Raw genomic sequence first — 14,333 nt, 5'->3', positions numbered from 1 at the left:
AGTTCTCCGTACTATATCTAAATGAGATTAATTATCCTTTTAACTTTGAATAATTACATCCTTTTATCTTGATATAAATTAATCTAATATCTTTATATTTTAATTCTTATAATGGTATTTGTAATCGCTCTCGTTATTAGTTTCATCAAGACTTTTATTAATGATTTAGAGGAACAAAGCCCTTTTCATAATGAAAAATTCCGCTAAGCTTTGATCAACTTATTCTTATGAAATACCGATATAGCGAAGTGTAGTCTCTTGACCAAATGCCCATCTCATATCTTCGATTTTCTTCTTGAAACGGATCAGATTACATCCTATGATACAAGCCTATAGCCAAACCAATTATTTTATGCCGTAAGCTTACGTAAATCTAAAGTGTACTCAAAACTTACATTAACAATGATTTTTCAGGAAAATAACTTATAATAAGATTAACATCTACAAGAAATGAGTGACTAATTTGGGACATCACATAAAAAGTCTAAGCGTTAATAGTAATTTACAATCCGACTATAACTTGAGTGTCATTAGAAACCTATCTAAAGTCAATATCTTTGTAGGAGCTAATAATTCAGGTAAAAGTAGATTCCTTAGAGGGATATTCACGATTGATAAAAGTCTTTCTTTTATACCTCCAGAAGAAGTGGTAGACGTTGAGAAATATTACAATATACTAATAGAATTCACAGATGCAATAATTAGCTCTATAACAAAAAGTTCTCTTGAGGGCATCGGTGAACTTAATGTACAAAAATTAAGTAGTGATATTGAAATATCAAAACTTATTCCATTTTTAAAGGAAGATGAGGATTTATTTAAGCAATTTCACAGATTAGTTGATGAAATAATTAAACTAAATAGTTCCTCATCTGTCACTATTAAATCAAGCACTTCAGGAGCAACAGCCATTGCAAGAGATCGGGTAATGACTAACTTAAAATCATTAATTAATGATTACCAATCAAAAATTGATGAAATAACCTCTTCTAATAGAACAAGTTATAAAATTAATTTTAAACGTGTTTATATACCGACCTTACGCGGCCTTAGAGGATATGTAGATACAATCGATACTGGGAAAGATGTTTATAAAGAAAGAACGAAAAATGATTACTTTGAAGAAGCACCTGAACTATTAGAAATACACACTGGACTTAATCTCTATGATGAAATAACAGACATGTTATTAGGAAGTGTTCAACAAAGGTACAACATGCTGAAATTTCAAGAATTCTTGTCGGAAAGCTTCTTTGATGGACAGCAAGTTACACTTACACCCGCTAGGAATTCAGATGTAATAAAAGTGAAAATAGGAACAGAAAAGGAAAAAAACATATTTGAATTAGGGGATGGCATTCAATCATTAATAATCCTAACATTCCCATTATTTAAGTTTTTAGAAGAAAACTTGCTATTATTTATCGAGGAACCTGAGTTATATTTACATCCAGGTATGCAGAGAAAATTTATTGAGATTATAATGGATGAGCAATTTGCACATCACCAATTTTTCTTCACAACCCATTCAAATCATTTTTTGGATATGACACTTGATTTGGATAGGATATCTGTCTATAAATTCAAAAAAAAATTGGGAGAACATTCCGGAAACCCTACTGAAGAACTAGATGCAACTTTCTCTATAAAAAATGTAAGTAATGAGGACAAGAGCGTGTTACAAGAACTTGGAGTTAGAAATTCAGCTGTTCTTCTATCTAACTGTACCATATGGGTTGAAGGTATTACAGACAGGTTGTATATAAGACGTTTTCTAAAAGCATTTCAAGAATCTCACCCTGCTTTAAAACAGTTTAAGGAAGATATACACTATTCATTCATTGAATATAGTGGTGGCAATATAACTCATTGGTCATTCCTAGATGATGATGAAACAGAAGCTGATGAAAGCCACGCTTCTATAAATGCTGAAAAAATCTGCAGCACTCTTTTTTTGATTTCGGACAAAGACGGTGACGATAAGCGTCCTCGGCAAGAAAAGTTAAAAGAAGTTCTAGGAGAAAGATATTATTGTTTGGAATGTAAAGAAATTGAGAATATACTCTCAGCAGAAACAATAAAAAAAGTAATTGCTGAATACGAAAAGAGTACACTAGAACACCTAAACAACGAAGACTTTGCTCAAGAGGAATACAAAAACGAACATTTAGGTAGCTATATAAATTCTCTTTTTCCAGAGGGAGCTAGGAAAAGAAGAGGTAGTTATGCCGCAGATTCAGGAACTATAGTAAATAAACTGGATTTCTGCAAAAAAGCTATTGACCATATAACTACGTATGATCAATTAAGTGAGGAAGCCCAGAAATTAAGTCAAGTTCTTTATGACTTTATAAAAGCACATAATGAATAACAACATTTATTGAAAAAGCTCTCGATTAGAGAGCTTTTTTCTTTGGACAAATATTGATAATAATAAACTTATTGCATCAGCCAAAAAACATTAATGCATTTAGTACAGACTTGGATACATGATGCATACTGGATCCAAAAGATGGCTCATACAATTTATTCATATGAATGCTATCTAAAGCTAAGAAAAACCTTATTTACTTATGGTACGGTTCACCGCGGTATTTCTAAATGAAGTTTTAAGCTGTTATAAGAGAATCATGGTTTCTTATTAAAAATGATTTTAGTTTGTCTGTAGTTTCTTTACGTTCAAATAATTTTCGATCTTCAAACTCTAATTCTTCATCTACTATCATTTCTCTTATAGAATCAATTGCATTTATAATTAAAGTATTTGTACTATCCTCATTTTTTATCTTTTTTAGAATTTCATTAGCTAATTTTTGTACTTCAGTTGAATTTAAGTTAGGTGAAAACTTTCCGTTATTGACTAAAGAATATTTAATAGTCATTAAAATATGCCACTTCATTCTTGTAAATTCTTTATACTCTTTGTTTTTTCTAAAGAAGGCTTCTAATCTATAAAACAATACAGAACTTACAAAATAAGGTTCCAATTTGTCGTTCTCTTGGAATATTTCATCTTTCACTTTCCTAGCAACTGTTCCATAGTGACCTGATACTCCATGTGGATTATCTAAAAACATTGAAGTCACTGTCTTAATTTGTTTAGGTATATTAATAATCTTAGTTTGAGCTATATCACTATTTCTATATTGATTAGACCTTCTTTCATAATACAATTGTAAATCCTTGAAAGATGTATGTTGTGATCTATAATACTCTTCTAACATCTTATGGAAGTTATTTAGTGCGTCTAGCTGCTCTGGCTTTAGCCCTGTTTGACTATTCGTAGATTTAACTATTTCATTCTTTGTATTTTCATCAGTGGTAGCTATTATTTTTAAAGGAATAGAAATGCTTTTTTGATCCAAAAAGTCATATGTTTCGAAAATAACATTACTAGTTTGGCACCCATTTACTATCTGATAATTATGTAATGTGAACTTCTCTCCGACGGGTTTAATTTCATCGGAAACTATTGTAATGCCGTTATTTAATATACCGAATAATTGTGAAGATGAACTTTTAAGGCAATCATGCATATTTTTGTTAACTTCATTATTTTCTATACCTAAATAGTCTCTAATGTTATCATCAAAAACATTTTTTACTCCCATAGTTTCGCTATCTAATAATAAATTCATATACTCATTAATTTCTACCAATCCAAAATATGCAGATTTAATTTCATCTCCCTCATATGGGAATGTTACATTTTTTGGGAACTTAAATGTTGCTTCTAAATCTGAGTCTATTTTACGATATAACTTCTGGATTTCTTTAACCCCTAGCGTAATAAACCTTACTTCATCTGATAAATACCCACTGTCTAATAAAGCAGTCTTCCCATGTTCAATAGTTTGATTTATATCCTCGCTAATTTGAGTTGTTGGAGAAGTTGTTGCATAGTACATGGTACATTTAGGATTTTCTTTTCTAAATAGATGTGAATTTTCATAGATTATATTTCTAAGCTCCCAAAATTTTTCAATTTCTGGAATTGTACATTCTTCATTACAAATGAAATTTTTAACATGTCTTAAAAAATATGTAATATTTGCATCATTAAATCTTTCAGAGGTTTTTGATTGAACAAAAATGAACTCTACAGACAACACTTGCTTTTGTTCAACAAGTACATTTATATCTTCTTCATTTAATACTAGTTTATTATTTACTATAATAGCAACCCCATCAAATGCTTTAGCAGTTCCAGTATCAAGTTCTTGAAAGTTTTTTTCTGAATCGATTACATGATTATTTAAAATACAATAATTTATAAAATCTTCAAATATTAAATCTTCTTCTTTTTCTTCTATTTCATATTTTATTTTAAAGTCTTTTAAAAAACCTTTAATTATTGGATTTTTCATACAGATCCCCTTTTAATATAAATATTTACTATTTTATCATATAAATTATTAATACATATAAATAAACTATATTCTGATTAAAGTTAAAATAATTTGAAATTTCTATAATTCATTTGTGTTTTTTGGTATAATGAAATTTAAAGTACAATATAAACTATTAAGGTAGGTAAGTAAAATTGTCGTTAAAAATATTTTTTTGGAATATATATGGTCTTAATGATTCTAGGAAAGAAACAGCAAATTTTGATTTTACCATTAGAGCAATTGAAGAACTTACAAAACAAAATTTGTTTGATATTATTATTATTTCTGAATGCCCAAATGATAATATAAGAAATTTGATTGAGAGTAGATTGCAAAACATTGATAAAAAATATAAAAACCACTCCCAATTTGGATCTAGAATTGTTATTTTTCATAAACTTAATAACACTAGTGAAACTATTAACCTTGAATTATTAAGTTACCTTACTATAAATTCAGAAAGAAAAATAATGATTGTTGGTTTACATTTACACGGCAGGAATATGGGTACCTCCGAAGAAGAATTATATGAGGATGCAGCTATTTACAAACAATCAATAATGTATTTAGCAAAACAAGAAGAAGCTGACGATATTATTATCATTGGTGATTTTAATATGGATCCATTTGAAAAAGGGTTAGTATCTAGAAAGAAATTCAATGCAACCTTTTTTAGACCTGTTGCATTAGGTAAAATACCTGAAGAAGAAACTATTCTAGATAAAATCAAAGGTGAAGAACCTACACAATATCCATACTTTTTTAATCCTTCGTGGCATCTTCATGGTAACGGTAAAAATCCGCATGATAATCCTGAAAAAAACATACCCGGAACTTATTATTCACGGAGTTCACAAAACCAGATTATTTATCATATGCTAGATCAAGTGCTTATAAGCCCTAACCTTATTGATAATTTCAACCTTGAAGATTTTGAAATTGTTACCCAATATCTATATGAAAATAAAGAAGTAAGTTTAGTATCTAAAAATGGTATTCCCATAAAGAAAAATTATTCAGACCATCTGCCAATTAAATTTGAGGTAAATATATGACGAGAGGGTGAATGGTAAATGGGAAGAAATAAACATCAAACTCCAACTGAAAGAAAAAAAAGTAAAGGTAATCCCTGGGTAAGAAGACCGCAACTTAATAGTGTATTATCCAAACGTCCATATAGAAGTCGAAAAAATCATATGAAAGTTCTGTCTGCTTTAAAAACACTAGAGCAAAGCCCCCTGGTCGATATTGAAGTAATAAAGAAAAAAGATTACTTACCTATAACTGGTTTTCATCATAATAAACATAATTCTCATCATCATCATGTTAGAGTAAATAAATTCCAACCCTCAAATAGCAAGCGAACAATAAGTCAAATATTAAGGCAGTTAAAAGAGGAATATGAGCAACTTCAAACATTTGAAACAGTAGAGATTAAAGAAATACAGCTTGAAACGAACAAGACTATGTTTTCATTTTTTACTCATGGTAAAAATGAAAAATGTATATCTATCTTTTCTATAGTCTGTACGGACAATATCTACCCAGTCAGGTTAATTTCATCTGAACAAAATGAAACTTTTACTAATGATAAAGATAATTTGTTTACTCAAAGGTTAAATAATTTATTAACAAATAGAATACAAACCATAAATAAGCATATGGAAAAACACTAATCCTTCTTAATTTTAAGAGAGATTAGTGTTTTTTGATATTCCTAAAACCTCATTTATTTCCGATACGGTTCACCGTATCATAAACAATACTACCGTAGTTATATCTAATCTCCTTTTGATTAAACACCTAGCTCTTACATTTAAACTAAATAATCTTACTCCAATAAGTTGTCGGCTTATTTAGCTTCACAATTAATAGTATCCAGTAGGTATAGTCACAACACCTTGGTACAAACCGTTCTTTAAACTCACAGAAAACTAGTTAAAAGCTGGTCAAGAAATTTCAGTTTTCTACTGTACAGGATTTACATAAAATAATCTAGAATCCTCTATAAACCCTTGATATAACTACTATTTCGCTCGATATTCCCGAAACGTAAAATAGATGTTCTTTATCTTGACAGGGTGGAGATCATCATTTGAATTTTATATTCACTTTATTTACAAATAAAAAGAAGAACATATCCCCGATATACTCTTCTTCCCATAGCTAACAATGCAATTCATCCAACTAATATTTATCTAATCTATTTTACAATTGCATCAACTATTGAACACCCATCATTTTTAACAATTTCTCCACTTCACCTAAAAACCCCATCGTTCTAGGAATATCAATTCTCCCTTTTCTATCCCTCACTCTATAATCCCTCACCACAGCAACCGTCATATACTGTCCATTCCCAAGCCTAGGTTTCTCTATATTAAAAGAATAATCATGACTTTGCTCAATCAGTTCCTTACTCCACTTATCCCGAAGTTCTTTTCTTCTATGCTTATCAGCAACATGTATTTTAAAACATAAACGTCCTTCTTCTAACTGCAAATACTGCTTACAATCCTTATCCCCTTGCTCATTCCACCATAACGCATAGAACCCACCATTCGGATTAGCTACATACCCATATTGACCTTTGATCCCACGTTTCTTTAGCTCTTCATAAAACCCTTCCCAAGCTTCACCTTTCCACTCGCTTAACGGAAGTGTCTTATATGAATCATATTTTTGATCTATTTCTCTTAAATAAAAATAGTAATCTAAAAATATTTGACCTTGAACTCCGCTATCTATATTCTCTTGTAAAAATTCAAGCATTTGTTTTCTTGTAAACAACATATATTTAGCATCAGTTACGGCTGAATAATCACTTTGATTACCTATTTTATAGTAGATCGGTAATAGGTCGCTCTCTTTATATTTTTCTAGTTTAGCCAATTCTTCATAATAACGCTTTAATTGATTAGAATGCTCTTTTGTATATGTTTTATCTTCAATTAAAATAGCCTGATTACCATTAACTTCAATAAGTATATCTAAACCTTTAAATTGTTTCGTAATCTTAATTTCTTTAATAGAAGCTGGAAAGTTCTTTTTATGTAAGTCATATATTCTTCTAATAAAATCTATACCAGCTTCATGTAAGCATTCATCGGTTTCTTTATAGGTTGGGTTCGCCCACTCTGCTAGCCAACAAATAAAAGCATCTTGCGACAACTCACTTGTTCCATGCGAAAATAAATTCGGTCTCTTATACATTATTTAATCCCCTTTGTATCTAATCCCTATCCCCAAACATTTAACACCCCTAAAACTTCCCTAAACAACAACGAACCTCTCCCAACAACCAACTCCAAAGGCACCTCTTTAACTCGCCCATCTCTCCCCACCATTACAACCTCATTCTCATAATCAACCCAAATCTGAACATCCTGCACATAATAACTCTTAATAGCAGAAGCCTCATCTAAATTGCGATGATCCAACTCAACTTTAACCTGCTTCGTAAAACGGCGTAGTGTTTTCCAAAGAATTCGTTCTTCCTTTGATTTCATGAAGAGTTCTGGGAGTTCTTGTACTTCTTTTAATAACGACATAGTTGTTATTGTATATGTTTGAATTCCATATCCTACTGGGCGAATGAGGTGGTCTAGTTTTTTCCATGGCTCTAGTTCGAAATGTACATGCTCATCGTTTTGTTGCATTTGAACGTGTTTGATTTTTGCTACGTATTGAATGCCACCATTTTCTCCGTGCCATTTTTTCGGTGCATATAATGCTATGTACTTCGCTTCTTGCCATCCTGGTTTTAACTGTGTGACTGGTAACTGGTATAAACCTTCTTTCCTATATGTTTCATAGTCACTTTCAGTTTTCACGCTGCCCACTAATACTTTTTCTTCTAGTGAGGAGTGCCATTCTTCTTTTGTTCCTCTTGGAAGAATGCCTTCTCTTATAATTTCTTCTGGACTCTTTTCAATGAGATGATCTAAAAATTGTTCAACTAGCCTTGTTGCGTTTGGTAAGAACGGGAAGCCACCGATATTTACTTTTTCAATACTTTTATAAAATGGATGATTCTCGTACTCTTCCTCTTGGTTCCATGGGAACAGTACGTACGCCCCGTAAGCAGTTCGTTCAAATGGTCCTTCTTGTTCTACTACTAGTGCATCTCTGTAACGATGCATTGTGTTAATGTCTTCTTCCATCGGGCCAGGGGCGCCATACTTCCTTTTATAATGAGAGCTTTCAGCAAAATCAATTCGATATTTCGCATCAAAAATGTATTGATATTGATAGTTCTTTCCCTTTTTCTCAATAGCAAGCATCGTATCTGGCTTTTGTGTAACTGTTGGCAGTCCACCGTTTCTTTTCTGGAAGTAAAGTTCGATTACTTCATCTGTTTCTGGATGTTTGAACGTTCTTTTCGCAGTTTTACTTTCGTCTAGTGTTACATATAAACCATCTTGTTTAACTTGAATAACATCTTGATGGAGCGGTATATATTTTTTCGATAAAATTTGTCCAAGCTTTAAATACGTCCAATACTCGTATAACCTTGCAACATCTTTTACCGACATTTTGAAAATTTGTCCTCGTAATGTTAAACCTCGCGATAGCATTAAGAAGATTTGATACGCATCTCTATAGCCTGCAGCCATTTGGATAACGAGTGAAAAGACTGAGCGATCTAATTTTCCGATTCCTCTCCAAAATGGATCGTTCAATTCATTTTTCATTCGATACTTCATATTCTTTACACGTTCTAGCAAATCTTCATCAGTTACACCACGTGTATATCTAGACTTTGGCTCTAGCGCCTGAAGCAAATCATCTATTTTATGTACGACTCTTTGAATCATCCATTTAACAAATCGATTTTCCAGCGTATCATAAGAAACTTCCTTATAAGCTGTAATGCCTTTAGTCGGTATATTATTTTCTCCTTGCAGTAAGTGTGGTCGCTTTCGCAAATAGTTCATTCCGACAGAATCCAATTTACGAATTTTTTCTCCTCGTACAAGTTGATGCCTAGTCATGAGCGTATGATGCGGTTGTCTTTTTATATGAGAGATCGACTTCATAAATCGCTCAAAGGAATCATTTAAAATACGGTAGAATTCACTCTTCGATGGATTTGTAGCGTAAATTGCAGACGCTCCTAAGTAAATTCTTTTCAATAGATGAAACGCTAAATTATAAATCTCATCATTTACTTCTTCTAATAAAGATCTGTAATCATCCTTATAATCAAGTTTTGATGGGAAAACTTCAAATGTAACTGTTAATAAAGTATCTTGATTATCTTTAATTTCAAATGTTGTATTTCCTACTTCATTTGGAAATGAAAGATTCCCCATTAACACATGAAGTGATCCCATTTGAATGGAACTAACTTGCTTTCGAAAGCCCGGATGTTCATGATAAAAGGAAAGCTGTTGGTTCTTTTTCGGAACAACAACAAGCTGATAACTTCTATTTTCAAAAAAGATTGGCGGATGTTCGTTCCATTCGTCTAGCCTCTGCAATCTCGCATCAAATACAGAAACGGATTCCGTCTTTCCATCTACATGAAAATACATCATTTCATCTGCGTTCATAGCGTGATATTCTTTTAAACTCTCGTATTTTTCATGATAAGGATTTCCCTTAATCGTCAACGATAACTCCTCTGTTTCAATCTTAACTAGCTCTATTTCATTATTAGATCCAGAAAGAGGTGAAACCATCATACTCGAACCTCCTTAACATATGAGACAACTTGTTAGCTGAACGAGGATACTTAGCATATGAAGCATCATTATTGCCACTATCATATTCTTCATTTGCACATAAGACATACAACTGCTTTAATACCTCTTCTGTTCTTCCATCGCTCCCTGCAAGACGAGGTAAAATCTTTTGATATATTTGATAATCAAGTGCTTCATCGAATGACAATAACTTTCCTTGCTCGTTGTATGCCATATAGAAACAAATTTCATCTCGTATACGATATCCAACCTGAGCTCCAACTGATTCAAGTGTTTTATTTATTTCTATTAAAGTAGTCGATATATTTCTCACAAGATCTTCGTTTTCTTTAAAACATTCTTTTAGATGAAGATACTCGGTTGCTAAGGAGCGATTCGAAACAATTTCAGCTTTCTTCTCTTCTACATCCATTAAGAAATTAAAATAATCTAAGTTAACGGTATTAAATTCAATTGTATTCGCACGATCTAATACTTTTTTACTTAACGGATGTGTCGTTTCATCCATATTTACCGTTCCGATAATATATACATTTGATGGGATAGTAATATGCTTATTCGTAATTGACTCTGGAAGAACTGGTGACGTAATAATCTTCCCATCTTTCCATTTACGACTCTCAATTACACTTAAGAAATCACTAAAGTAGTATTCCACTCGAGCTAAATTCATCTCGTCCAACACTACAAAATACGGTCGATTTGGATTTGCACCTGCAGCTTCAAGTACCTTAATTAACGGTCTTTCTTGAAAATTCCCTTGAAGGTTCACATAACCAAGTAAATCAGAACTATCACTCCAATCAGGTCGAACTGGAATAAGCGTAAATTGTCCATTCTCTTCTGTAGCCCCTAAACTCTCCGCAAACCACTGAACAATTTTCGTTTTTCCTGTACCTGAAATACCTGATAAAATCACAAACGGCTTCGTCTTTAATGAAAGGAAGAAATTAATAAGATCTTTTTCCTCATAATAGAAACCTTTACTTTGAATATAAGAAGACACATGATCAATAATTGATTGTTGATCTAAATACACTTCTTTCCTCTCATAAATCGCTTCATACTTAATACCTTTCTCTTTATAGTTAATGAATCCCTCATAGTAGTGAAGCATTTCTTTTAAATCTTCTACTAACTCAACCTCACCTGGCATTTTGTTCACATCGTATGCAATGTAGGCAGCTGTTGAATTTGCATAATCCATCGCTCTTGAACTTGTACCAAGGAAAATACTATCGTCTTTCTTCACCTTTTTAGACATATGTATATGTTGACGAATTTCTTGCTTAATCCTCTCCATTTCTTTGCTAGGCGTATCTTTTACTCCTTGTCCTATAGTTAGATACAGTCTTTCCATATCTTCACTAAACAAATAAACAATATAATATCCCCGCTGAGTCGATGTGGTGATATCCTTATGCATAATAGCAATCCACGGAATAGATGCCCAATTTCCTTGTCCAACCGAGCCAGTAACGATGTGCTTACTGTGATTCATAAAAGGTAAACACTTAATCTCTGTCGTTATGTCCTTTCGAACCAATTCAGCCAATTTATGACCTTTTGCACTCCCCTTTTTTGCATCTAGATAACCATCCATTACTCTTAAAAATCCTTCACGCAAATTACTGTTCATACTACCGCCCTTTTCTCCATCATCTTTTACATATCGTTCAACAGGAATCCATTCATCATTAACTAGTCCTACTTGTTCAAGCCAATCTAGTAAGTTATTCGTACGCCGCTTCGCCACCGATTCAACCATCAAATTATCCCCTAATGAATTTTGGACAATCGTCATTCCCAAACCTACTAAAGCTTCTCTCTTTTCAACCTTTGAATACTTCTCTAACAATCCAAGAACAAATAAAGCATGACGGAAATATTCCTGTTTTAAAACTAGCTGTGCAATATAGACATTCTTATCTTCCGATTGAACATATTCATTTAATAAAAGCTCATTCATTTCATGAGATTCATTCAAAAAGCCCAACAATCTTAAATCCTGGCGTGCGCGCGACTTCCTACTATATAAATTTTCATCCGTTTGTTCACGTAACGTACTTGGATTATATGTACCATTCATTATCTCTTCTAAAAAGAGCATGACTTTATCATATTTTTCACTTGGTAGATTATCTGTTTGAAACTCTTTAAATGTAATAGCTCGCGATCCAGTCACATTCACAAATGGAAACTGAGAAAAAAAAGCTACCAAGAAAGCATTACATTCTCCCACTTGCCCAAAATCCTCATGCTTTACCTTACGAACATCAATAAGTTTTCCCCAAGCATTTTTAAGAATTTCAAAACTCACTTTAAAATAAGATATTGCTGTCTCGCCCTTTTCATATTGCTCAAGTGAAAGTTTAGTTTCAACGTATAACCCTTCATCATCCTTATTTATAATCAAATAAGATTTATTACCTTTTATATCTTCAACCTGTTTTTTTGATTTAGCCAATTCAATTATGAGTTGATCTAACATTTTCATCCCCACCGTTACAATTAATTACAATTACTACTATTTTACCAAACTATGTATAAAAGAAAAATCATACGCCATATCGTATGATTTAATAATTTCTATTATTCCCCACTAACTCCCTATACTCCTGACCACTCTCCTCAAGAAATATCCTACTCTCCCCACTCCCCTTATAAAAACTCTCCCAACCCCTCTCCCTCAAAACCCCCTTCCAACTATCACTCTCCACCATCCGCTTAATAACACCATCCCAATAAGCAATCTCTTCCTCCGTCATATCTTTCGGGCCCATAATCCCTTTCCAGTGCTGGAATATGACGTCGATTCCTTGTTCTTTCCATGTTGGGATTTCGGGTAGTCGGTCTAGGCGCTTTGGTGCGGATACGGCTAGTATTTTTATTTTGCCGGCTTTGTATTGTTTTTCGGCTTCGGATAGGGTCATTGTTGCGGCGCCTATTTGTTTGTTCGTTAGGGCGTTTATGATTTTTTCTTTGTTTTCGTAGACGAAGAATTGTAGTTCGGCAGGGTTTATGCCGAAGGCTTTGCTTACTTGTACGAAGGATAGGTGATCGTCGTTTCCTAGGCCGGGGGCAACGCCGATTTTGAAATTTTTCTTGTCTTGTTTTAGTTGTTCCATTAGTTGTTTTGCGTTTTCTATGTTTGATTCTTTTGATACGACAACGACTTCCCAATCTGATGCGAGTGTTGCGAGTGGGGTGAAGTCTTTATATGTTAGTTTACTGTGGCCTAGTAGGTTGTTCGTTATGAGTAAGCTTGAGTTAATCGCCAGTACGTGACCGCCTTTTTGTTTCGTATATTTCCATCCGACGTCACCGCTGCCACCTACTTTGTTTGTGACAGTGATTGGTTTTGTGAAGATTTTTTCTTCTGCCAGCGTTTTTTGCATTGCTCGTGCTGTTAAGTCCCATCCAGCTCCTTGAACGTTCGGCGCAACGATTTCTACTCCTTCTATGTTCACTTTATTCTTGTGCGTTTTTTCTACAGAACAACCAGCTATTACTCCTGTCATGATCCATATACATAGTAATAATCGTTTTTTCATAGTCCTCGTCCTATGCGATATTTTCGTTCTGGTCGTCCGATAATGCCGTATGTGTACTCTACTGTGCATTCGTTTGTCGCTACTAAGTATTCTAAATATCTTCTTGCGGTTGTTCTGGAGGCACCCATTTGTTCTCCCATTTCTTCTATTGTAATGCCCTCTTCGAATCCTTTTATAATTCCTTTCACTTTTTGCAGTGTTAACGGATCAACGCCTGTCGGTAAGTTTTTTATATCTTGTGTTTGCGAAGTACCGAAGAAGTTATCGATGAGTGCTTGATTCACTTCATTGTTACTATGTAATAGTTGCTTCTTTCTTTTATAGTCTTCAATGGTTCGAACAAATTTATCTAACGTGACCGGTTTTATAAGGTAGTTGCTTACGCCGTTTCGAATTGCCTTTTCTAACATATGGTTTTCATTCGCCGCTGTAACCATAATGACGTCAACGTTTGGAAAGTCAGCATGGATTTTCGGCAATAAGTCTGTACCAATTCCGTCTGGTAAGTAATTATCTAATAGAAGTAAATCGATTTCTTCTTTTTGTAGTAGTTCCATCGTTTCTTTTGCGTTCAATGCTTTTCCGATCACTTTTACGTCCTTTATTTTTGATAAAAACTCCTCTTGAATTTGCGCGACGCGGAAATCATCTTCTGCAATTGCAACCTTCAACATATGTCC

The 14,333-nt window shown here is 33.1% G+C and carries 9 protein-coding genes; 3 read left to right on the top strand and 6 right to left on the bottom strand.

Annotated features, from left to right (window positions below; all coding sequences use genetic code 11):
• Positions 1–463: 463 nt before the first annotated feature.
• Positions 464–2,371 (top strand): AAA family ATPase, encoded by a 1,908-nt coding sequence (locus tag ABH959_RS16020; RefSeq protein ID WP_404492861.1) that lies wholly within the window; start codon positions 464–466, stop codon positions 2,369–2,371.
• Between the two features lie 238 nt (positions 2,372–2,609).
• Here the strand turns inward: ABH959_RS16020 and ABH959_RS16015 are convergent, their stop codons facing one another.
• Positions 2,610–4,367 carry an AIPR family protein gene (locus tag ABH959_RS16015; RefSeq protein ID WP_404492860.1) on the bottom strand — a complete coding sequence of 586 codons (1,758 nt, stop codon included), beginning with the start codon at positions 4,365–4,367 and terminating at the stop codon, positions 2,610–2,612.
• Between the two features lie 176 nt (positions 4,368–4,543).
• On the opposite strand from ABH959_RS16015, the gene ABH959_RS16010 reads away from it, so the two are divergent.
• Together ABH959_RS16010 and ABH959_RS16005 are read left to right on the top strand one after the other, a co-directional pair.
• Complete coding sequence (locus ABH959_RS16010; protein WP_404492859.1) at positions 4,544–5,446, top strand: endonuclease/exonuclease/phosphatase family protein; 903 nt, start codon at positions 4,544–4,546, stop codon at positions 5,444–5,446.
• A gap of 18 nt (positions 5,447–5,464) precedes the next feature.
• The gene (locus ABH959_RS16005) at positions 5,465–6,067 is read left to right on the top strand and encodes a hypothetical protein (RefSeq protein ID WP_404492858.1); all 603 of its coding nucleotides are present in this window, start codon (positions 5,465–5,467) and stop codon (positions 6,065–6,067) included.
• Between the two features lie 547 nt (positions 6,068–6,614).
• On the opposite strand, the gene ABH959_RS16000 is transcribed toward ABH959_RS16005, so the two are convergent.
• The 5 genes from ABH959_RS16000 to ABH959_RS15980 all read right to left on the bottom strand — a co-directional run bounded on the left by ABH959_RS16000 (position 6,615) and on the right by ABH959_RS15980 (position 14,327).
• Positions 6,615–7,604 (bottom strand): PD-(D/E)XK nuclease family protein, encoded by a 990-nt coding sequence (locus ABH959_RS16000; protein WP_404492857.1) that lies wholly within the window; start codon positions 7,602–7,604, stop codon positions 6,615–6,617.
• Positions 7,605–7,630: 26 nt separating this feature from the next.
• A complete protein-coding gene (locus ABH959_RS15995; protein WP_404492931.1) occupies positions 7,631–10,075 on the bottom strand; it encodes a DUF2357 domain-containing protein in 2,445 nt (814 codons plus the stop codon).
• Positions 10,050–12,590: an McrB family protein gene (locus ABH959_RS15990; protein WP_404492855.1), complete on the bottom strand. Its 2,541-nt coding sequence runs from the start codon at positions 12,588–12,590 to the stop codon at positions 10,050–10,052. The genes ABH959_RS15995 and ABH959_RS15990 overlap by 26 nt, the downstream gene beginning before the upstream one ends.
• 88 nt (positions 12,591–12,678) lie before the next feature.
• On the bottom strand, positions 12,679–13,653 hold the full coding sequence (locus ABH959_RS15985) for a tripartite tricarboxylate transporter substrate binding protein (RefSeq protein WP_404492853.1): 975 nt from the start codon (positions 13,651–13,653) through the stop codon (positions 12,679–12,681).
• A complete protein-coding gene (locus ABH959_RS15980; protein ID WP_242311240.1) occupies positions 13,650–14,327 on the bottom strand; it encodes a response regulator in 678 nt (225 codons plus the stop codon). Before ABH959_RS15980 ends, ABH959_RS15985 begins: the two co-directional genes overlap by 4 nt.
• Positions 14,328–14,333 lie beyond the last annotated feature (6 nt).

The organism is Bacillus sp. RC51 (genome assembly GCF_044908115.1).
Taxonomy (GTDB): domain Bacteria; phylum Bacillota; class Bacilli; order Bacillales; family Bacillaceae_G; genus Bacillus_A; species Bacillus_A mycoides.
Note: the sequence above shows the minus strand (reverse complement) of the source record. Positions and strands in the feature narration are given on the sequence as shown.